The sequence below is a fragment of the Flavobacterium psychroterrae genome, from assembly GCF_018380615.1.
GTDB lineage: Bacteria > Bacteroidota > Bacteroidia > Flavobacteriales > Flavobacteriaceae > Flavobacterium > Flavobacterium psychroterrae.
In genome coordinates this window covers 128,665-153,223 of sequence record NZ_JAGYVZ010000003.1, presented here as the reverse complement: position 1 = coordinate 153,223, position 24,559 = coordinate 128,665, and the positions used below count along the sequence as shown (strand labels likewise).

Annotated in this window: 10 protein-coding genes; 7 read left to right on the top strand and 3 right to left on the bottom strand. The window is 33.0% G+C overall.

Annotated features, from left to right (window positions below):
- Positions 1 to 138 precede the first annotated feature (138 nt).
- On the bottom strand, positions 139 to 6,546 hold the full coding sequence (locus tag KHA90_RS25330) for a leucine-rich repeat domain-containing protein (RefSeq protein WP_244860250.1): 6,408 nt from the start codon (positions 6,544 to 6,546) through the stop codon (positions 139 to 141).
- 286 nt (positions 6,547 to 6,832) lie between these two features.
- Between KHA90_RS25330 and KHA90_RS04565 the strand changes: the two genes are divergently transcribed.
- The 4 genes from KHA90_RS04565 to KHA90_RS04550 all read left to right on the top strand — a co-directional run bounded on the left by KHA90_RS04565 (position 6,833) and on the right by KHA90_RS04550 (position 14,870).
- Positions 6,833 to 8,461: a S8 family peptidase gene (locus KHA90_RS04565; RefSeq protein ID WP_213295896.1), complete on the top strand. Its 1,629-nt coding sequence runs from the start codon at positions 6,833 to 6,835 to the stop codon at positions 8,459 to 8,461.
- Between the two features lie 64 nt (positions 8,462 to 8,525).
- A complete protein-coding gene (locus tag KHA90_RS04560; RefSeq protein ID WP_213296227.1) occupies positions 8,526 to 10,403 on the top strand; it encodes a M1 family metallopeptidase in 1,878 nt (625 codons plus the stop codon).
- Between the two features lie 446 nt (positions 10,404 to 10,849).
- Positions 10,850 to 11,998: a S1 family peptidase gene (locus tag KHA90_RS04555; protein ID WP_213295894.1), complete on the top strand. Its 1,149-nt coding sequence runs from the start codon at positions 10,850 to 10,852 to the stop codon at positions 11,996 to 11,998.
- A 64-nt stretch (positions 11,999 to 12,062) separates the two neighbouring features.
- Positions 12,063 to 14,870: a VIT domain-containing protein gene (locus tag KHA90_RS04550; protein ID WP_213295892.1), complete on the top strand. Its 2,808-nt coding sequence runs from the start codon at positions 12,063 to 12,065 to the stop codon at positions 14,868 to 14,870.
- A 122-nt stretch (positions 14,871 to 14,992) separates the two neighbouring features.
- Here KHA90_RS04550 and KHA90_RS04545 read toward each other — a convergent pair whose 3' ends face one another.
- On the bottom strand, positions 14,993 to 15,931 hold the full coding sequence (locus KHA90_RS04545) for an L-threonine 3-dehydrogenase (protein ID WP_213295889.1): 939 nt from the start codon (positions 15,929 to 15,931) through the stop codon (positions 14,993 to 14,995).
- 482 nt (positions 15,932 to 16,413) lie between these two features.
- Here KHA90_RS04545 and KHA90_RS04540 point away from each other — a divergent pair, with 482 nt between their 5' ends.
- From KHA90_RS04540 to KHA90_RS04530, 3 genes are all read left to right on the top strand, one after another.
- Complete coding sequence (locus KHA90_RS04540; protein ID WP_213295886.1) at positions 16,414 to 17,040, top strand: hypothetical protein; 627 nt, start codon at positions 16,414 to 16,416, stop codon at positions 17,038 to 17,040.
- Positions 17,033 to 20,398 (top strand): transcription-repair coupling factor, encoded by a 3,366-nt coding sequence (mfd, locus tag KHA90_RS04535; RefSeq protein ID WP_213295884.1) that lies wholly within the window; start codon positions 17,033 to 17,035, stop codon positions 20,396 to 20,398. The genes KHA90_RS04540 and mfd overlap by 8 nt, the downstream gene beginning before the upstream one ends.
- Before the next feature lie 280 nt (positions 20,399 to 20,678).
- Entirely contained in the window at positions 20,679 to 21,233 is a 555-nt protein-coding gene (locus KHA90_RS04530; protein ID WP_213295882.1) for a DUF5683 domain-containing protein, read from the top strand.
- Between the two features lie 121 nt (positions 21,234 to 21,354).
- Here the strand turns inward: KHA90_RS04530 and KHA90_RS04525 are convergent, their stop codons facing one another.
- Positions 21,355 to 24,468 carry an Ig-like domain-containing protein gene (locus KHA90_RS04525; protein ID WP_213295880.1) on the bottom strand — a complete coding sequence of 1,038 codons (3,114 nt, stop codon included), beginning with the start codon at positions 24,466 to 24,468 and terminating at the stop codon, positions 21,355 to 21,357.
- Positions 24,469 to 24,559: the final 91 nt, after the last annotated feature.

Here is a 24,559-nt window from a genome sequence, read left to right as displayed (position 1 = left end):
ACAAGTATACAAATAAGAATTGAAGTTTTATTACGGAAAGACGTATGTGAAAATAAATAATTTTGCGCATCTCTTTATAAAAAAGGTCCCATTTTCATAAAGTTGAAAATGGGACCTTTTTAGTTAACTAAATTGTAATTATTCGACAATAACTTTCTTTGCAGATGCAGTATCCTGATTAATTAAATATACATAATAAACACCTTTTGGCAAATCAGATAAATTAATAGTGTTGTTTATGTCAACTGAACTAAAAGTAAACGATTTAACTAATTGTCCAACAGAATTGTAAACCGTAGCTTTTTCTAAAGAGATATTGTTAATATTTACTTCTCCTTTAGTTGGATTTGGATATAAAACTACTTTATTAAAAGCAGAATCATCTAAACCTAATGTAGAACAAGTAGCAGAATAACTAGCAGTTGGTTCTTTAATTTTAGACCAATTGGCGTTAGAATAAGCAGGATCATCAACCATAATACAACTTAAAGTAGTAAGACCCAGAAAAGATGTTCCTCCGGTATTTGCTGCTTTTTTATCAGTGATAGAAGCTATAGCAAGATTTCTGTTATTTCCATTTCTAAGGTTTATTGATACTAGAGGATTATTAGCAATATAGATTACTTTAATATTAATGTTTTTAGAAAGATCGAGCGTCGTAATTTGGTTTGAAGAAATGTCTAATGTTTCTAAAGCCACATTTTTACTAACATCAATAGTTGTCAATTGATTATAACTACAATCTAAATACACTAAAGATTTGAAATTTTCGATCCCCGATAAATTAGAAATGTTACTGTTAGAAAGATCTAAAGAAGTAACAGAAGTTATATCTGCAACTGTAATTTTTCCGTTTAAACCATCCGTATCAATTCCTAAATCAATTAATCGCTGCTCAAAATTGTGATCTGCAATCAAGACAAAATCTCCTCCACAATTTGTATTAAAAGTTGCAGCTGCATCTTTTTGAGTTGACCAATGTGAATTTGAATACGCCGCATCATCAACCTGAATACAAGTTAAATTAGGGTTATTTCTAAAATCTACATTATATAAAATAAAGTTAGGGTCAGGATTGTATGGTTCTAAAAGAGTATTATTTCCATTCTTTAAATTTAGGCTTGTCAATTTGTTAGATGCACATTCAAACGAATGTAGATTACTATTTACCGAAACATCTAAAGTTGTTAACAAGTTATTGCTGCAATCTAATAAAGATAATTTAGTATTTTTTGATACATCGAGATTTTTTAGCTTATTATTATCGCAATACAAATAATCTAATTTCAGGTTTTTCGAAACATCTAAAGCCGTTATTACATTATAACTACAATCAAATATTTCTAGATTAGTATTGAATGAAATATCGATGCCTTGTAAATTATTTCTGTAAATAAGAAGCCTTGTCAAAGCTAAATTTTTAGAAACATCTAAATAAGCTAACTTATTGGTGTTACAGATTAATGAAGTTAAGGCAGTGTTTTTAGACAGATCAATAGTTGTAAAAAGATTGTTTCCGGACGACAATTCAGTTAATGCTAAATTCTTTGTGATATCCAGATAGTAGATTTGATTTGATGTACAAGTCAACGATTTCAAAGCCGTATTTTTAGAAACCTCTATGTAACCTATTTTATTATATCCAAAATCAAGTTTTGTCAATTGAGTATTCTTTGTAACGTCTAAATCAGTGATTTGGTTTGAAGCACATTGCAAAGTTGTTAATGCTTTGTTTTGAGTAACATCCAATGTTTTTAGTCCGTTAGAGTAACAATTTAAATACGTTAAAGCCGTGTTTTTTGTAACATCTAATGTCGCAACAAGATAATTATTATTACTGTCTAAATATGTTAAAGCAGTATTTTTAGAAACATCTAACGTTTTTAATTGATAATTGCCATTACATTCTAATTTAGTCAAAGCAGTAAAACCTTCAATTCCTGTTAAGTCAATAATAGAGCTGTAAGAAACGTTTAAAGAAGTTACTTTATTAATATTCGAATTTAAAACTTTACCATCAACAACACCGGAATCAATTCCTAATGTGATTAGTTTATTTTCGAAATTAACATCTGGAATTAAAGTATACCCATTTGAACAATTAGCCGAATAACTCGCGGTTGCATCTTTGGCATTTGCCCAATTTGTATTTGAATAGGTTACATCATCAACCTGAATGCAAGTAAGATTAGGGTTTTTAGTAAGAGTTAATATCGAACTGTTCAGCAAAGTGTTTTTTCCGTTTTTCAAATTTAAGCTGGACAAATTATTCCAGTCACAAAATAAATTAATCAACGCTGGATTTTGCGATAAATCTAAACTTGTCAATTGGTTTGAACCACAAGATAAATAGTTTAAAGCCGGATTTTTTGAAACATCAATTGCAGTCAAAAGGTTTGAACTAAAATTAAATTGCGCTAAACTTGTATTTTTAGAAACGTCTAAAGTGGTTAGTTTGTTAGAAGCACAATCAAAGTTTTTCAATAAAACATTTTTAGAAATATCTAAAGCAGGGATATCATTTACACCACAAAATAAGGAAGTTAATCCAGTATTGTTAGTAACATTTAATGCTGATAATCTATTAAAATCACAAATTAAAACAACTAAAGCCGTATTTTTAGAAACATCCAGACTTGTTATTTGATTACTGTTACAATATAAATTAGTCAATAACGTATTTTTCGAAACATCTAAAGCAGTTAATTTTCCATCGCCTCTGGCATAGGAACTTCCGTTTAATCCGTTGCAGCGTAATGACGTTAATAACGTGTTTTTTGTAACATCTAAGCTTAATAAATTTTGTGAACTGCAATTTAAATCTTTCAATAATATGTTTTGGGAAAGATCTAAACTTGTCATTAAATTTCGGCTACAGTCTAAAGTTGTCAGAGCAGTAAAACCTTGAATTCCTGTTAAGTCTGATATAGAACTTGATGATACATTTAAAGTAGTCACTTTATTAATATTCGAAGTCAAAACTTTACCATCAGCAACACCTGAGTCAATTCCTAAAGCGATTAATTTATTTTCGAAATTTAGATCAGGAATCAAAGTGTATAAATTTGAACAATTAGCCGAATAACTCGCGGTTGCATCTTTGGCATTCGCCCAATTTGTATTTGAATAGGTTACATCATCAACCTGAATGCAAGTAAGATTAGGGTTTTTAGTAAGAGTTAATATCGAACTGTTCAGCAAAGTGTTTTTTCCGTTTTTCAAATTTAAGTTAGACAGATTATTCCAGTCACAAAATAAATTAATCAACGCAGGATTTTGAGATAAATCTAAACTTGTCAATTGGTTTGAACCACAAGATAAATAGTTTAAAGCCGGATTTTTTGAAACATCAATTGCAGTCAAAAGGTTTGAACCAAAATTAAATTGAGCTAAACTTGTATTTTTAGAAACGTCTAAAGTGGTTAGTTTGTTAGAAGCACAATCAAAGTTTTTCAACAAAACATTTTTAGAAACATCTAAAGCAGGGATATCATTTACACCGCAGAATAAGGAAGTCAATCCGGTATTATTAGTAACATTTAATACTGATAATCTATTAAAATCACAAATTAAAACAACTAAAGCCGTATTTTTAGAAACATCCAAACTTGTTATTTGATTGCTGTTACAATATAAATTAGTCAATAGCGTGTTTTTCGAAACATCTAAAGCGGTTAATTTTCCATCGCCTCTGGCATAGGAACTTCCGTTTAATCCGTTACAGCGTAATGAAGTTAACAAAGTGTTTTTTGTAACATCTAAGCTTAATAAGTTTTGTGAACTGCAATTTAAATCTCTCAATAATGTGTTTTGGGAAAGATCTAAACTTGTCATTAAATTTCGACTACAGTCTAAAGTTGTCAGAGCAGTAAAACCTTGAATTCCTGTCAAGTTTGATATAGAACTTGATGATACATTTAAAGTAGTAACTTTATTAATATTTGAAGTCAAAACTTTACCATCGGCAACACCGGAATCATGACCTAATGCGATTAATTTGTTTTCGAAATTTAGATCAGGAATAAGCGTATATGAATTGTTGCAATCTAATGAATAACTAGCGGTTGCGTCTTTTTTACTTGCCCAATTAGTATTGGAGTAAGTGATGTTATCAACTTGTATACAACTTAAATTAGGATTATTTGTAAAGTCAATATAGCTTGACAATGAAGTGTTTTTTCCGTTATTTAAGTTAAGATTTACTAAAAGATTTGATTTACAGGATAAAGCAGTAAGCAAAGTGTTTTTAGAAACATCAAGACTTGTTATTTTATTAACGTTACAATCTATATTATAAAGACCAACGTTTTTTGAAACATCTAATCCTGAGAGTTTATTTGATTCACAACGTAAATCTTTCAAAGCAATATTTTTAGAAATATCCAGAGTTGTTAACTCATTTGATCCACAAAATAATTCAGTAAGTAAAGTATTTTTCGAAACATCTAAACTTGTAAATTGATTTGAAGTTGCATAAAGTTCTTTCAGTTTAATATGCTTAGAAACGTCAATAGTTTTTAACGGATTAGAACTTACACGCAACGAAGTTAAATCTAAGTTTTTAGTAATATCAAGAGTGGAAAGTTCATTATAATGAGACCACAACTGCGTCAACTTAGTATTTTTAGAAACGTCAATACTTGTTAATAAATTACCGCTAAAATTTAATTGGCTCAAATTTACATTTTTTGAAACATCAAGATTTGTTATTAGATTGTAGCTGCAATCTAAATAAATTAAAGCAAGATTATTTGATACATCCAGATTTGTTAGTAGGGTTGGGCTTGATGAGCCTGAATTACATGACAAATAAAGTAAGTTCACATTTTTAGTAACATCCAAATTAGTGAATGGATTTAAACCAACATATAAAGTAGTCAGATTTACATTCTTAGAAACGTCAATATTTGCTATTTGATTTGAATCACAATATAATTCAAGTAATGCTACATTCTGAGTAACATTTAGGTTTGTCAATTTATTGGAATAACAAACTAATTGAGTTAATGAAGTAAAATCCTGTATTCCGGTTAAATCAGTAATATAGCTGGAGGCAACATTTAAAGATGTTACAGATGAAATTCTTGATGTTAAAACTTTACCATTTTGACCATCATTATCAATACCTAATTCAATTAATTTATTTTCAAAAAGAGGATCAGGAATAAGAGTATATGATCCGCAAATAGTATTAAAAACAGCTGCCGAATCTTTTTTAGCACTCCAATTGTTGTTAGAATAAATAGCATCGTCAACCTGAATGCAGCTTAAATTAGGATTATTAGTAAATAGAATATTGTTATTTACAAAAGCAGTATTATTTCCGTTTTTTAAATTTAGATAATAAAGATCATTATTCTCACAACGTAAAGAGGTTAAAAGCAGATTTTTAGAAACATCAATAAATTTTAATTGGTTGGAACTGCAATTTAAAGTTTGCAGTTTACTAAAATATTCAATTCCTGATATATCTGTAATTGAACTGTTTGAAATATCAAGTGATGTCAGGTTGCTAATATTAGCAGTTAGTACGTATCCATTTTTTCCATCGGTATCAATACCTAGGCTAATTAATTTATCCTCAAACTTTCCATCGAAGATCTTTGTAATATCAGTACAGCTTACTTCAGAATATGTTCCTCCGGTTTTGTTTAAGCTTGGCCAGTTTGTATTTGAAAAAGCAACATTATCCACCTGAATACATTTTAGACTAGAATTGTAGGTGAAATCTAAAGCATAATTACTAATATAAGTATTACGTCCGTTTTTTAAATTTATCGACGTTAACTGATTAAAACTGCAATTGATTTGAGTCAGAGTTCTGTTTCTGGATAAATCAAGAGTTGTTAATTTATTATTATTGCAGATTAACTCATTTAAATACATGTTTTCTGTTACATCTAAAGTCGTTAAATTATTATTGCCACAATCTAAGCGTGTTAATGATCTGTTTTCTGAGACATTTATAGTACTAAGATTGTTTTGTGAACAAGATAAGCTCACTAAATCACTATTTCTGGTTACATCTAAAACTGCCAATTGATTTTGATTTACATATAAATCCTGCAATTTTAAATTTAGCGTTACATCCAAACTTGTTAATTTATTTTCACGACATGATAAAGTCGTAAGATCTAAATTTTTCGAAATATCTAAACTTGTTAATTGATTTAAGTGGCAGATTAAATTGGCAAGACGAATGTTTTTTGTAACATCAAGTACCGTTAATTGGTTATCTAAACAGGATAAATAAGTCAAAAGAGTGTTTTTTGAAACATCTAAACTGGTCAGTTTATTAGAATAACAAAATAAATCAGTTAATGCTGTGAAATCCTGAATCCCAGTTAAATCTGATATATTACTTGAAGAAACATTTAGTGTAGTTAGCGAATTTACATTAGCCGTAAGCACTTTACCATCGGCAGTACCGGAATCAATTCCCAATGCAATTAATTTTTTTTCAAAATTCACATCAGGAATAGATGTATACTGTGCATAAATAGAAAAACTTGCTAAAAACAGCAATAAAAGTAGTTTTGTTCTCATAAATTAAACTTAGGAATTCGAGGTACAAGTATACAATTTACAATTGTAATTTTATTACGGGAAGACGTATTAAAATGAATTTTTTTTCTTATATTTTTTACTATAATATATGTGCTTTATTTCAGTTAAAATCTAGTAAAGTAAAAATAATGGCTTTGTTATAGGAAGATCAGAGGTTTCTTAAATGTTTAGCATAAAAATCATAACACAGTGTTAATCGTTAGTTTTATGTAACAAAAAATTATAATTTAGACCCATATTTTAATTTCCATCAAAAAATAAATACATGAGTCCTATAAAAATAAATACTTTATCTGCCTTTGCATTACTTGTATTTGCAGGCTGCAACACTACTTTGCAAGCTCAAACATCTAAAGAAATAATTACTGCTCCGTTAGCCGTTATAAAAAAAGCACCACTTAGCGAAAACGAATTAAAAAGATGGAGTCATCTTGATTTAATCAAAGATTCTATTCCGGGAATGAGTGTTGACAGGGCTTACGCCGAATTATTGCAAGGAAAAAAAGGAGTAAAAGTAATCGTAGGAATAGTAGATTCTGGTGTTGATATCGAGCATCCGGATTTACAGGGAATGATCTGGACAAATCCTAAAGAAATTCCCGGTAACGGAATCGACGATGATAAAAATGGTTTTATTGATGATGTTCACGGATGGAATTTTCTTGGAGATGCCGTTCACGAAAATCTTGAGTTAACACGTGTTGTAAAAAAAGCAAACGACGGTTCTGCCGAATATAAAAGTGCTTTAGCACAATACGAGGAAAAATCTAAAAAAGTTCTTGAAGACAAACAACAGGTAGATTTTTTAATTGATGTTCACAATACTATAAAAAAGGAGCTGAACAAAACGAACTATAAATTAGAAGATTTAAGTAAAGTTACTTCAACAGATCCAAAAGTAGCGAGAAGTAAAATGGTTATGACTCAAATCTTAACGAATGCAGGACCAACTTTTGATCCTGAATCAGAATTAGAAGATTATAGAGAATCAGTTTATGATCAATTCAATTACAATTTAAATAAAGAATATGACGGAAGAAAAATTGTAGGCGATAATCCAGATGACATTAAAGACAAATATTATGGTAATAATGTAGTTTTTGGACCGGATAAAGAAAAAGCATTGCACGGAACTCACGTTGCGGGAATTATTGCGCAAATTCGCGGTAATAATTTAGGCGGAGACGGAGTTACCAATAATGTCGAAATCCTTACCGTAAGAGCTGTTCCTGACGGAGATGAATATGATAAAGATATCGCGTTGGCAATTCGTTATGCAGTTGATAACGGGGCAAAAGTAATTAACGGAAGTTTTGGAAAAAGCTTTTCTCCGCACAAGCAATGGGTTTATGATGCTATAAAATATGCTGCTAAAAAAGATGTTTTAATTGTACACGCAGCAGGAAATGACGGATATGACATCGATAAAACAGAAAATATTAATTACCCAAATGATTCTGAAGACAACATTAAAGAATTTACCAATAACGTACTTACAATTGGAGCAATCAACAAACAATATGGAGAAAATGTAGTAGCAGGATTTTCAAATTTCGGAAAAATAAATGTTGACGTTTTTGCTCCGGGAGAAGAAATTTACGCAACCGTTCCCAACAATAAATACAAATATTTGCAAGGAACCTCAATGGCATCTCCAAATGCAGCCGGAGTTGCAGCATTAATACGTTCCTATTATCCAAAATTAAAAGCAGTTCAGGTAAAACAAATTTTAATGGATTCTGGAGTTGCGCTTCCATCAATGATTGTTTTAGGTGAAAATCCAAATCCAAATGAAAAACCTGTAGCAGTATCTTCTGCAGTTTCATCGAGAACTGGTAAAATGGTAAATGCTTACAATGCTTTATTAATGGCAGAAAAAATGTCTAAAAAATAAAAACAAAACACATTATTAACCTAATGGAAGAGTGAAAACTCTTCCATTTTTATTGAAAAATATGATGCAAAAAATTCTACTATTTTCATTTTTGAGTTTCGGCTTAAACACAGCATTTGCACAAAGCGCTCCATATTGGCAACAACATGTTGATTACAAAATGGAGGTTTCGATGGATGTAAAAAACTATCAATACAAAGGAAAACAGGAATTGGTTTATACCAATAATTCTTCGGATACTTTAAAAAAGGTATTTTATCATTTATTTCCAAATGCTTTTCAACCGGGAAGTGAAATGGATGCGCGTTTGCATTTTATAAAAGATCCTGACGGTAGAATGGTAACCAAAGTAAAAGGTGCAGATGGAAAGGAAACGAAACAAAGCCGAATTGAAACTTTAAAACCAAACGAAATTGGTTTTCTAAAAATTACCAACTTAAAACAAGATGGTGTAACGGCTCAAACCAGAACTTCAGGAACAATCTTAGAAGTAACTTTGGCTAAACCAATTTTACCAAATTCAAAAACTACTTTTACTTTAGATTTTGACGGACAAGTTCCGGTACAAGTTCGTCGTTCAGGACGCAATAATGCTGAAGGAATCGAATTGTCAATGTCTCAATGGTATCCAAAATTAGCCGAATTTGATTTTGAAGGATGGCACGCAGATCCGTATATCGCAAGAGAATTTCACGGAGTTTGGGGAAATTTTGATGTAAAAATTACAATCGATAAAGACTACACAATTGGTGGTTCTGGATATTTACAGGACAAAAACGAAATTGGTCACGGTTATGAAGATGCGGGTGTAACAGTTACTTACCCAAAGAAAGCAAAAACATTGACATGGCATTTTATCGCACCAAATGTTCACGATTTTACATGGGCAGCAGACAAAGAATATACTCATGATATTGTAAAAGGACCAAATAATGTTGATTTGCATTTCTTTTACAAAAACAATCCAAAAACTACTGAAAACTGGAAACAATTAGAGCCTTTAATGGTAAAAGTAATGGATTATTACAATCAAAGAGTTGGAGCATATCCGTACAAACAATATTCATTTATTCAGGGTGGAGATGGAGGAATGGAATATGCAATGTGTACTTTAATGTTAGGAAACGGAACGCTTCAGGGAATTTTAGGAACCGCAACGCATGAATTAGGGCATTCCTGGTTTCAGCATATTTTAGCTTCAAATGAGTCAAAACATCCATGGATGGATGAAGGTTTTACAACCTATATCGAAGATAGCGCTTTGAACGAAATCGCGGCTAAAAAAGAAGTAAATCCGTTTAAAGGAAATTATGCCGCATATTACCAATTAGTACAATCAGGAAAAGAGCAGCCACAAGGAACTCACGGAGATCGTTATGATGAAAACCGACCTTACAGTATTTCGGCTTATGTAAAAGGAAGCATATTCTTATCGCAATTAGAATATGTAATTGGCAAAGAAAATGTTGATGCCACTTTAAAAAGATATTTCAATGATTTCAAATTCAAACATCCAACACCAAACGATATTAAAAGAACAGCAGAAAGAGTTTCCGGAGCTGAGCTAGACTGGTATCTAATTGACTGGACAGAAACTACCAATACAATTGATTACGGCATCAAGGATGTAGTGGATAATGCTGGAAAAACGACAGTAAGTTTAGAAAGAATAGGCAGAATGCCAATGCCAATTGACTTAACAGTTGAATATACTGACGGAACTTCTGAAAGTTTCTACATTCCGTTAAGAATGATGAATTTCATTAAACCAAATCCAAACCCTAACGTAAAAAGAACTGTTTTAGAAGATTGGGCATGGGCACAATCTAACTATAGTTTTACAATTGATAAAAATAAAACAGCAATCAAAAAAATAACCATAGATCCAAGCGGATTAATGGCTGATATAAAAGCTGCAAATAATGTTTATGAAGTGAAATAAAAAATTTAAAATTTATTTTTTAATAAAGCCAAAGCTAGATTTTATTCTGGCTTTGGCTTTATTGTTTTAATAAAGTAACTCGTTGGGTATAATTATTTTTAACACATAGAAACATAGAATTATTGAACTTAAAAAAGGCGTTTCACTTGCATTAGCAAACATAGCTATGTGGGAAACGAGTTTCTTTTTGATTTACTTTTTTCAAAATCATAAAATCTATGTTTCTATGTGTTTAATTAATTTTCTGTTCATTACACCCAACGGGTTAAAGTATTTAACTAGAATATGGAATGGTACGCAAATAATACCAATGCCAAATACGATGATATTTTACTACTAAAATTTAATAATTAAATTACTACCTTCGAGCCGTTAAAACAGCAAATGTTAATAATTTGGTGAATTGACAATCTAAAAACAAACTAATAAAACTTACCAATTTAAAAATGAAAATTAGAAAAATCGGCCCAAACAATGAATTGCATGAGATTGACAATAAAAAAAGAAAACCTTACAAAATTATCTTTCTTGCTATAATTATTCTCTCAACAGCAACTTTTTTTGGCTTTAAATATTTAAAAAAACCACCTGCTGCCATTTGTTTAGATTCAGATACAAAAGTCTATAACGAATACAAAGATGCAGTTGTACTGATAAAACACCGTTATGGTTATTTTGCAAAAATTAAAGGAACAGAAATTCAGCTTACTACTCCAGACGCAAAAGAAGAAACGGTTTTCGGAACAGGTTTTTTCATAGACAGGGACGGAAAAATATTGACCAACAGCCATGTGTTACAACCCTGGAATTCATCAGATGAAGAGCAGGAAAAAGTAAATACTACTATAAGAAATTTAAGATTAAAAATTGCTTCAATTCTTACTACTGATATTTCAGAAGAGGAGTATCAAAGTTTTATTGAAAGAAACTGGCAAGTTGCATCTGCTTACGAAAGTGAAGGCGATTATGAAGGTGAAAGTGAAAGTGAAGGCGAAGAAAGAAGTGAAGAGCCAGCGGGTGAAGAATTTGTAAGTTCAAATGATACAGAAGCAGATACAACCGCAGCAACAACAGATATTGCAGCTGCTATTCCGGTTAAAGAATACGTATCGAAAGAAGATATTGAGGTATATGTAAAAACAGTCGAGATTACAGTTGCACTTCATGATTCAGATGACCAATGGCTTACTTGCGAGGTCGAAAAAATTTCAGACGACACCAATATTGATTTAGGTATTGTGCAAATAACGGATCATAAAACCCCGCAAAGTGTTGCAAACATCATCAATCTTGATAATGCCGTGGAAGATGATGCCTCTTTAAATCCCGGACAAAAAGCAATAATGATTGGCTATCCTTTGGGAATGGATTTGGCACAGACAGATTCAGGTATAAAAGTGCAGCTTTATGATGGTAAAATAAGTAAAGAATCAGACGGGAATAAAATTCAATACAGTATTACTTCTACGCATGGTGCCAGTGGTGCACCGGTATTTAATGAGTGCGGTCAGTTGATCGCAGTCAATTTTAGCGGAGTAGATGAGGTACAGGGTTTTAATTTTGGAATTGTCGCGAAGCATATTCGCACTTTCTAATTAGAGTCTCTTAAGAATGTGTTATTGTTTCTCTGTGTAATTAAATAAAAATCACTTTTTTTATATGAATAAAATTTTTACTATATGTGCATTAATGGTATTTAGTGCAGTTTTTTCTCAAATCCCAACTCTGGACGTAGAAAATTTAAAAAAACATCCAGTCATTCTGCAGGAAGCAAAAATTGAGACCAGGATTTTAGGAAATCTTGCCACCACAACCGCCATTTACACATTTTACAATCCGGATAACAGAATTTTAGAAGGAAAACTTACCATTCCGTTACCTGAAGGAGTAAGCATAAGCGGCTACGCTTTAGATATCAACGGAAAATTAAGAGATGCAGTTCCTGTTCCTAAAGAACGAGCTAAGGAAGTATTTGAAAGTCTTGAAAAAAGAAATATAGATCCGGGGATTATTGAAAAAGTAGAAGGGAATAATTTCCGAACAAGAATTTATCCAATTCCGGCGAAAGGCAGCAGAACCATTAAAATTACATATCATCAGGAACTGAAAAATTCCGCTTCTGACTATCAATATCTTCTAACTTTTGCCAACGAAACGGTTAGTATTCCAAAATTTAATCTGAAAGTATTAATTAATGAAAGTCTGATAGCTCCCAAAATTACTGAAAATCCAGATGGAAGTTTTGCTTTTCAGAAACAAGGAAATCAATGGGTTGCTGAGATTAATAAAGCGAATTTTACGCCAAATGAAAATCTTAAAATAGCAATACCAAAAGCAAGTCAGGCTTCAAATATTTTGCTGCAGAAAACTTCCGGAGATAAATTTTATTTCGCAGCGAGTGTTTCCACAGATTTCCCTGCAAAGGAAAAATCAAAATCTCAAAAAATTGCAATTATTTGGGATAATTCATTTAGCGGATCGAAGAGAAATCATCAAAAAGAGCTAGACTTTCTTAACGCCTATTTTTTAAGCAACAAAGATATTTCAGTATCTTTTGTCCTTTTAAATAATGTTCTGGAGAAAACAGAAGAATTTACTGTTTCTGGTGGAAACTGGAGCGCATTAAAAAATAGAATTGCTGGTTTGAAATATGATGGTGGAACCGATTTTGGTGCATTAAAAGAGATTTCAGATGTAGAAGAGTATCTTTTATTTTCTGACGGAATTTCAAATTTTGGTGATTTGACTTTAAAATTCAAAAAACCAGTAAATAGTATCGCAAGTACGCCTACTTCTGATTTTAACCTTCTAAAACTTTTAGCAGCGCAATCAGGTGGAAATTTTATCAATCTTAATGAATTAGACACTCAGTCTGCTTTAAAAACATACAATAAACAGCCCGTTATATTTTTAGGATTTAAAGAAACTGCTGCTATTCAGGACCTATTTCCAAATGTGGGCACTGCAGTAAATGAACCAGTGAATATATTTGGAATTTCATCTCCAAATTTGGGCAAACTAACCGCTGTTTTTTCTGTAGGGAATAAAAAATATGAAGTGCCTGTAGATTTCAATACCGCTCTGCAAGTTGATAACTGGCCAATTGCGCAATTTTGGGCACAAAGAAAAATCAATGATCTTGAACTCAATTCAACTCAAAACCGTGATGAAATCAGAAATCTGAGCGAACAGTTTGGAGTAGTTAGTAAAAACACCAGTCTTATTGTATTGGATGACGTCAATGATTATGTGCGTTACGGTATTACACCACCTCAGGAATTATTAGCTGAATACAACAAAATCGTTTCAAGAAACAAAAAAGAAATTTTAGAGAAAAGAAAAAACCTTCTATCAAAATCTTTTGATATCACCCGTGAACTGGTAACCTGGTGGAATGCTGAGTATAAACCTGTTGAAAAAAAACAGTATCCTAAGATTTCTAATCAGTCATTAGCAGAATCTGCAAATAAAGATCAAGTACAAGATAATGTTGGTTACAGTAGTGCTGCAGAAATGTCCGGGTCAAAAAAATCCAATGGTAAAATAACTTTGGTAGAGGTAGAAAGCAAAGAAGAGTACATGAAAGATTTTCAGAATCTACAATCCTCTGAATTAATCTACCAAAAGTATTTTGAAAATCGTTCTAAATATGAAAAGCAGGTAACGTATTATTTTGATATCTCTAAATTGCTATTCAAAAAAGGAGATAAAGCACTTTCTTTAAAAGTTTTAAGCACATTAGCAGAGCTGGATCTGGAGAATGAAGAGTTATACAAGACTATCTATTATTTGCTAAAACAGAGAGGTAATTATGAGAAAGAATTATGGATTACCCAGAAAATTCTGGAATGGAGACCGTTCGATTCTCAAAGCCACAGAGATTATGCCTTAGCATTGATTGATAATAAAAAACCTCAGGAAGCTCTGGATGTCTATAAATCGATGCTTTATCAGGAATATACAGATGAAATTTCAGTAAGGGACAGCGGTATAGAGGAGATTTTGATTATGGAAATTAATAATATTCTGACCCAAAATAAAAATGTAGATGCGAGCAAAATAGATGATCGCCTAAAGGCAAATTTACCCATAGATATTCGCGTTGTAATTAACTGGAATAAAGACAATACAGATATAGATCTTTGGGTCACAGATCCGCTAGGCGAAGACTGCTCCTATTCTCATAAATCTACAGAAATTGGAGGAAGATTAAGTAATGATTTCACTCAGGGTTTTGGTCCTGAACAGTTTTTATTAAAAAAAGCCATAAAGGGTAAATATAAAATCAAAACCAATTTTTTTGGAGAGAGACAAAATATACTTTCCGGACCCACAACAGTAATGGCAGAAGTTTATCTGTACTATTCTGATGGAAGACAAGAACGTAAAATTGCTGTTTTCCAGAGTCAGAAAGAAAATAAGCGCGAAAACGACAGCAAAATTCTGATTGGAGAATTTGAATTTTAGAAAAAGCATACAAATAAAAATACCGAAGATTAACGCTTCGGTATTTTTTTTGTTTAAGATTTTCTGCTCTACAAAAACAAGAAACCTTGAAAATTGCGAGAGTTTTTTATTTAATAAATTTTTTATCCTAAATGTTCCAGCATATCTTTTGTCATCGATTCAAGATCAAAAGTATGTTTCCAGTCCCAATCTTGTCTTGCTTCAGTATCGTCGATACTTGCCGGCCAGCTGTCAGCAATTTTCTGACGGAAATCAGGTTCGTATGTAATTGTAAATTCAGGAATATGTTTTTTAATTTCATTTGCAATTTCAGTCGGCGTGAAACTCATAGCCGCTAAATTGTATGAAGAATGTATTTTGATTTTTTCTTCAGGCGCCTGCATAATAGAAATAGTTGCGTTAATTGCATCATCCATATACATCATCGGCATTTTTGTTTTTGAGGATAAAAAGCATTCGTATTTTTTATCGGCAATAGCCTTATAGAAAATATCAACCGCATAATCTGTAGTTCCACCACCAGGAGGCGTAGACCAGCTAATTAGTCCAGGATAACGAATACTGCGAACATCGACACCATAAATATTATGGTAATATTCACACCATCTTTCACCTGCTTGTTTACTAATTCCGTAAACCGTTGAAGGTTCCATAATTGTATATTGAGGCGTATTTTCTTTTGGAGTTGTAGGTCCAAAAACAGCAATACTTGAAGGCCAGAAAATCTTTTTTACTTTTTTGGCTTTAGCCAGATTCAAAACATGAAACAATGAATTCATATTTAAATCCCACGCAAAAGCAGGATTTTTTTCGGCTGTAGCCGATAAAAGTGCCGCCATTAAATAGATATCAGTAATTTGATGCAGTTCAACAAGATGTTCAATCTGATTAAAATCTAAAGCATTAACCACTTCAAACGGACCTGAATTAACAACGTCAGTATTTAATTTTCGAATATCAGACGCAATTACATTGTCTGTACCGTATAATTTACGCAGTTTTTGAGTCAGTTCTGTCCCAATTTGACCGCAAGCGCCAATGATCAATATTTTTGGATTCATTATGTAGTTTTTAGATACGCAAATATAACGTTTTCGCAAATATTTTTACTTTTTAGAATAACAAATTGTAAATTTAACAACAATGAAGATTGTTTTTTGGATTATTCTCGATTGAAAAACAATTGGTTTAATTTCTTTTGCCACGAATTTCACTAATCGTCACTAATTTTTTACCGCAAAGCCCGCAAAGATTTTAAAATTAAGCAGTTTTATAAAAACACAAAGTTCGCAAAGCTTTGTGTTGATAACGCTTTGTGAACTTTGTGTTTTTACTAACCCCAGCATATTAAAAAGTCTTTGCGGTCTTTGCGGTTAAATTTACAGACACATATTCCAGCCAGTTAGAAATAATCTGTGTTAACCTGTTTAATCCGTTAAATCTGTGGGCAAAAAAATACGATCGATTTATAGAATCTTTAGCAAAAAACAGCATTCGTAATTGTAAATTTACTTTGTAACTTTGTAGCTTAATGTTTTTTCAAATGAAATATAAAATATCTCTTTTTCTGCTTTTTGTCTTTGTGTTGAATTCATGTCAAAATGAAGATGAAAAACGTCGTGCTGAAAATGAAAAAGAAGCTAAAAAAAAGGAAGTTATTTTTGATAACATCAATAAAGGCTGGGTATTTATTGACGAGCCAATCAATGAAATTTCAGAACAAAAAGTAAGTTCATGGAACGAATGGCGTGATTTTTTAAAAGAAATTGGAGATAAACCAAGAAAAACAATAGGGGCATTTCAAAAAAAGTCAACGGCAATTTCAAAAAAAGCAATGACTTTAAATAACAATATTCCAGCAGAATTTAATGTTCCGGCAATAAAAAGCCGAATTTCTATTTTGATTACCAAAGTGAAAATGATGGATTTATTTATTCATTTGAATCAAATCCCAGCTGAAAAAGTGACTTTCTTAATTGGAGAAATCAATAAAGAATTAGTTTCTTTAGAAAGACAAATGGATAATATTATTGTAAAAAGTAAAATTCCGAAAGAACAAGGAGAAGAAGATTTTCTGAAAATGTTAGACACAACACGTGCGATTCCTAACACAAAAGTAAATCCGATTCCGGCAACAAATACAGATCCAAATTCACCACAACGTGAGTAAAAACGCCTTATATACAATGTATGATAATCTGCCAAAAAATCAGCAGATTGCCACACAATTACTAGAACAAAATCAAATAAAAATGCATCTTAATGGATTGTTAGGATCAGCAGTTTCGTTTGTGATACGCTCTGTTTTCAAAAAAACCGAGTTGCCTTTTCTACTTGTTTTAGACAATAAAGAAGAAGCCGCTTATTACCTGAACGATCTCGAACAAATGACTGGGGAACAAGATGTATTGTTTTATCCAGCATCATTTCGTCGTCCATACCAGGTTGATGAAACAGATAACGCCAATGTTTTACTTCGTGCTGAAGTTTTAAACCGAATCAATTCCCGTAAAAAACCAGCCATAATTGTTACTTATCCCGAAGCACTTTTTGAGAAAGTAGTAACGAGACAACAACTCGACAAAAACACCTTAAAAGTTGCCTTAAACGATAAAATTTCAATTGATTTTATCAACGAAGTTTTGTTTGAATACGAATTCAAAAGAGTTGATTTTATTACAGAACCCGGAGAATTTTCGGTTCGTGGAGGAATCGTCGATGTATTTTCATTCTCAAACGATCATCCGTACAGAATTGAGTTTTTTGGAAATGAAGTAGACAGCATCCGAAGTTTTGATGTTGAGACACAATTATCTGTCGAAACACATAAAAAAATCACGATTATCCCCAATGTCGAAAACAAAGTATTTCAGGAAAACCGCGAAAGTTTTTTAGATTATATATCTGAAAAAACGGTGCTTTTTATTCAAAATACCGATGGACTTTTTAGTCAGTTAGACAAACAATTTGCAAGAGCGCAAGAAGCTTTTGATAAACTTTCGGGAGAAATAAAACACGCCACGCCGGAGCAATTATTTTTAAATCAGGCTTCGTTTATCAAGCGTGCGTTAGATTTTTCGGTGGTAGAATTGGTTTCAAAACCAATTTTTAAAATAGCAAAAACGTTCGAATTTCATATTAATCCTCAGCCATCTTTCAATAAACAATTTGATTTGTTATTGAATAATTTGAGCGATAATCATTTCAACGGATATAAAAATTATTTATTCTGTTCAAATGAAACGCAGGCAAAACGTTTCCATGATATTTTTGAAACTTTGGATGAAGCCAATTCAGAGAATATCCGCAAACAATATCATACAATTGTATTGCCTTTATATCAAGGTTTTATCGATGAAGAAAATCAGATAACGGCATATACAGATCATCAGATTTTTGAACGTTACCATAAATTCAACATCAAAAATGGTTATTCTAAAAAGCAAAATATTACGCTTAAGGAATTAACGTCACTTTCGGTTGGCGATTATGTAACCCACATCGATCACGGAATTGGAAAGTTTGGCGGATTACAAAAAATTCAGGTAGAAGGCAAAACACAGGAAGCTATAAAACTTGTTTATGCCGATAATGATATTGTGTATGTGAGCATTCACTCGCTGCATAAAATCTCCAAGTACAACGGAAAAGACGGAACGCCGCCAAAAATTTATAAGTTAGGATCGAACGCCTGGAAAATTTTAAAACAAAAAACCAAAGCACGCGTCAAACATATTGCGTTCAACTTGATTCAGTTGTATGCAAAACGACGATTGGAAAAAGGATTTCAGTTTGCGCCGGACAGTTATTTGCAAAATGAATTAGAAAGTTCGTTTATTTATGAAGATACTCCGGATCAAACCAAATCAACGCAAGAAGTAAAAGCCGACATGGAAAGCGATCGCCCAATGGATCGTTTGGTTTGCGGTGATGTAGGTTTCGGGAAAACGGAAGTTGCCATTCGTGCTGCCTTTAAAGCTGTTGATAATAGCAAACAAGTAGCGATTTTGGTTCCTACAACCATTTTGGCCTACCAACATTACAGAACTTTTACCGAACGATTAAAAGATATGCCGGTTTCTATTGGCTATTTAAACAGATTTAGAACCGCAAAACAAAAAGCGCAAACCTTAAAAGATTTAGCCGAAGGAAAACTTGATATTGTAATTGGAACGCATCAATTAGTAAACAAAAATGTAGTTTTTAAAGACCTTGGTTTATTGATTGTCGATGAAGAACAAAAGTTTGGAGTAAACGTAAAAGATAAACTCAAAACGATTGCTGCGAATGTTGATACGTTGACATTAACCGCAACGCCAATCCCAAGAACGCTTCAGTTTTCGTTGATGGCAGCGCGCGATTTATCTGTTATTACAACGCCTCCGCCAAATCGTTATCCGATAGAAACGAATGTTGTTGGATTTAATGAAGAGATAATTCGTGATGCGATTTCGTATGAAATTCAGCGAAACGGACAGGTTTTCTTTATCAATAATAGAATCGAAAACATAAAAGAAGTTGCCGGAATGATTCAGCGTTTAGTTCCAAATGCCAGAGTAGGAATTGGTCACGGACAAATGGAAGGTGCCAAACTTGAGGAATTAATGTTAGGTTTCATGAACGGAGATTTTGATGTTTTGGTAGCAACTACAATTATCGAAAGTGGTTTGGATGTACCAAATGCCAACACGATTTTTATCAACAATGCCAATAATTTCGGGTTGTCAGATTTGCATCAAATGCGAGGTCGAGTAGGACGTAGCAATAAAAAGGCATTTTGTTATTTTATCTGTCCGCCATATTCATCCATGACCGAAGATGCCAGAAAACGTATTCAGGCTTTGGAACAATTTAGCGAATTAGGAAGTGGTTTCAACATTGCGATGAAAGATCTTGAAATTCGTGGTGCAGGAGATTTACTAGGTGGCGAACAAAGCGGTTTCATAAACGAAATTGGTTTTGATACGTACCAAAAAATCATGAACGAAGCCATCGAAGAATTAAAAGAAAACGAATTCAAGGATTTATATCCCGAAGAAAATAATATTGAAACGAAAGAATACGTAAAAGATTTACAAATAGATACTGATTTTGAGTTGTTGTTTTCTGATGAATATATTAATAATGTTACCGAGCGTTTGAGTTTATATAACGAATTGGGTTCTGTGAAAAATGAAGAAGAACTCGTTATTTTCCAAAATAAATTAATTGACCGTTTTGGACCAATGCCTCCGCGTGCCAATGCGTTGATGAACAGTATTCGCATCAAATGGATTGCGACAAACATAGGTATCGAAAAACTGGTAATGAAAAAAGGCAAAATGATTGGCTATTTTGTTTCTGATCAGCAATCTGATTATTATCAGTCTTCTAAGTTTAGAAAAGTGTTGGAATTCGTTCAAAAACACAGCAATCTTTGCCAAATGAAAGAAAAACAAACGCCAAACGGCTTACGTCTTTTATTGACTTTTGAAAACGTAAAATCGACCAAAAGAGCGCTGGAATTAATGGAATTATTAGGAGAATAATATGAATTTTTAGAAGCAGAAAAATTCGTTTCATAAGACCATCTGTCCCGCTATCCCTTACAATCTTTTGTGCCGAACCCCGGCACAAAAGGATTTCCAGTTCTATCGGGGCTAAGTGATAAGTTTAGTGATACCATTCAACAATAAGCTTAGTGTTTTAATTCGTGCTAATTCGTGAAATTCGTGGCAAAAAAACATTAAGCTTTATTTATCTTTTACTTAAGAAAATACTTAGGACTAAAGAGTTTTCTTTGATCAAAAATTCAAAGCAAACTTTTATATGCAATATCAATTTATACTTCTGTTTTTATTTTTCGGATTAACCTCAACTTTTGCTCAGGGAAAAAATAATATTGTTTTAAACAATACGCAAAGATCAGAAACAATTGATCCTTTACGTCCTGCAAAAGCAGCTTTTTACTCCGCTATTTTTCCTGGATTGGGACAGATTTATAATAAAAAATACTGGAAGCTTCCTCTGATTTATGGCGCAATTGGCGTGAGTACTTATTTTTATATCGACAGCCAGAAAAGCTATAATATGTACAGAGACGAATACAAAAACAGACTTGCAGGTAATACCGGAAGTTCTGAATATTTAGCCAACTTAAGCGAGAGTCAATTACTTTCGGCACAAAAACAATTTCAGCGAAACAGAGATTTATCCGCATTGTTTATCGTTTGGTTTTATGTTTTAAATATCATCGATGCTAATATTGATGCCGCATTATCCCAGTTTAATGTAAGCGAAAATTTGACTTTTAAACCTACAATAAATTTCAGAAATGAAAATTTAAAATCTGATTTTGGGTTTGCGCTCAATTACTCGTTTTAAAAAAAAGGCACCGAATTACACAAAACTTAATTCGTGCTAATTTGTGAAATTTGTGGCAAAAAACAAAAAAGGGCGTATGAAATTTTTCATACGCCCTTTACTTTTTAAACTAAACTTAAAATTATTTAACAATCAGTTTTTTAGTAACATTCAAACCTTTAGAATTAATATTTACAATATAAATTCCCGATGATAAGTGATGATTAATTTGTCCTGAGGTCGATAATTTCTCTGTCAAAACAGTTCTTCCGTTTACATCAGAAACTGTTATTAAAGCAACATCGCCATTTTCTAATTCAGGTAATACAACTTGAAATTGATTATCTGTAGAAGGGTTTGGATAGATAGTTGCTGCTTTTTCTTCTATTGAAAATTCTTCAACATTAAGGGCAGATTTAGCAGTTGAAACACTTGCTAGTTCTAATTGCCATTGTGCGCTAAACCATCCATCCTGAGAATTGCCATATTGAGCAGATCCTGTTTGGTTTTCTACATGAATAATATTTCCAGATTGCCATCTGTTTCTGATTCTGATCCAGGTTCCGTCAACATTATCACTTGACCATTGTGCGCTCCAGAAAGTTGAATCTGAAATACTACATTGAACAGATCCTGTTTGACCTTCGATATTAATCAATTCGCCTGTCGCAACATTTTTCAGGACATAATAAGTCGCATCAATCGCAATTTTTTGCCATTTGTAATTGTTGTTAGAAGCTGTTGCTCCATAACCTACATTTGCTCCGGCATCAGATAAATAAGCTCCTGTCCATCGGTTTTTGATGGTATAATACGTTCCTGTAGAAGTCGTAGAAACGATTACGGCACAATTACTTGTTTTATTTCCGTCAACTGTTGTAGCCGTAATTGTCGCATTTCCATTCGCTACAGCGGTAATTAAACCAGATGCATTTACAGACGCCACGGCTGTATTATTTGAACTATAAGTTACAGCTTTATTTGTTGCATTTGCAGGAAGAATTGTTGGAGTCAATTGTTGTGTTGCACCAACGGATAATGAAGCTGAAGTTGGACTCAAACTTACGCTGGTAACAGCAACGCCAGTTCCCGGGTTAGAATCATACCAAATATCGTTCATATACCAACCCGTTTTATTTCTGCTTAAGTTGGCTGTTTGACTTGTACCATCGTTAAAAATTATATTGGTCGAAGTTACGTTGGTAAACGTATAACTGTACCAGCCATTTCCTGCGTTAGTCATGTTAACGCCAGGCCAGGATGCATCAGCTAAAACTCCGGTTGGTAAAGCACTCCAATAATAAATTTTAATTCCGGTTCCCCAAGCTGATGGTTTATAGAAATAAACCGTAAAATTACTGTTTGGATTTACCGTAATAGTTGCCGTTGCGGTTTTATTTCCGTCTTGCGTTGTTGCTGTAATAGTTGCCGTTCCTGCCGAAACTGCTGAAACCAATCCGGATGAATTTACAGTCGCAACTGCGGTATTGTTAGAACTCCACGTTACCGTTTTATTCGTAGCATTTGCCGGAGCAATTGTTGCCGAAAGTTGTTGTGTATTTCCCGCATACAAACTTGCAGTTGTTGGCGAAACACTAACCGAAGCCACCGGAATTGCCGCCACAGTTATTGCCGATGTTGCGGTTTTATTGCCATCAACAGTTTTAACTGTAATAGTAGTTGTTCCTGCCGAAACTGCTGAAACTAATCCAGATGCGTTTACCGTTGCAACAGCTGTATTGCTAGATGTCCAGGTTACGCTTTGGTTTGTTGCATTTGCAGGTGCTAAAGTTGCATTTAATTGTTGTGTTGATCCTAAACCAACAGTTGCTGTTGCAGGACTAACTGAAATTCCCGTAACTGCTACAACCGGCGCATTTGTATTGGTTAAAACCAAATATTCATAAGCAGCAAATGTTCTTGTGCTTCCTGTTGTTAAAGTTACCGAAGCATTACCGTTATACGGATTTACATAAGTTCCCGCTAAAGCTGCAGGAATTATATATGATTTAGAAGCATTACGCAAATTCGACATTACGATTACTTTTTCAGAACCTAATGTTTTGGTAAAAATGCTAATATCGTCATTGGCATAAATCGTTAAATCTCCTCGTCTGATAGCTGCGCTTGCAGTTCTGAAATTTAGAATTTTAGCAAAATCGGCTGCTGCAGTTGGATTTTGAGACCAGTTGAATTTGAATCCCGTCCAAGGCCAATCTGTTTTAGGTTCGTAATCGATTTCTTGTCCGCTCATTAAAAAAGGAACACCTTTCATATAAGCCGAAACCAAGAAATTAGCAACGATTCCGTTATGGTTATTGAAGATTACAAAAGGTCTTTGTACGCCATTATCATTGGTATAAGTATCATGATTTCCGGTGTAACGAACAGCCTGATTTGAACCTGTTGCGTTTGCATATTCATAATCATTTATGGTCTGAAAACGTTGTGAAACCGGACCTCCGGCTGCTACATCTTTTAAGGCGTTCCAAAACCACCTGTCGCCAAAATTCATATCAAAACCAGCCGTAAAGTTGGCTTGTCTGTCTCCTTCGGCTAACATTAATAATTTATGAGAAGAGATTCCGCGGATGTTTCCGATAACTTCTGACCAGAAATCAAGCGGTGGATTATTCGCATAATCACAACGGTAACCGTCGACATTTGCTGCAAGAATCCAGTAACGCATGGCATCTTTTATGGCATTTCGCGTAGCTGAACTATTAAGGTCAAGTGCTGCAATATCAGAGAAATTTCCTAATTGCTGAATCGTTGTTCCACTTCTCAAATAATATTCAGGATGCGAAACTGTCCAGGCATTATCCCAGGAAGTTCCGTTTATAGCAATATCTAAAATAACCGACATCCCACGGCTATGAGCGCCATCGACTAAAGTTCTTAAATCAGCAAGAGAACCATATTCTGATCCCACCGCTTTAAAATCTTTAATACAATAGGGCGAAGCTGAACTTTTAGAATCTGTACCGTGTGGGTAAATGGGCATTAAATAAATAACATTGGTACCAAGTGCTTTTATATTATCTAAACGGGCGGTTACTCCGGCTAAATTTCCGTTAGCACTAAACGGACGAATATGTACCTGATACATGTTTACATCTCTGGTATCCGGAACACCTGCGAAAGGCGTACCGTATTGAGGTGGATCTTGTGCATAAACGGAACTTGCAAATAATATCAGAAAACATATTAAAGTTTTCGTGATATGAAATAGTCTGGTAATTTTTTTAATTTCCATAATTTTAATTTTTTTGCATGCTTGTCAGCATCTTAACTAAAATTCATTCTCACTTGCATTGGTTTTAAATTTGACAAACATTTGTGGTTAA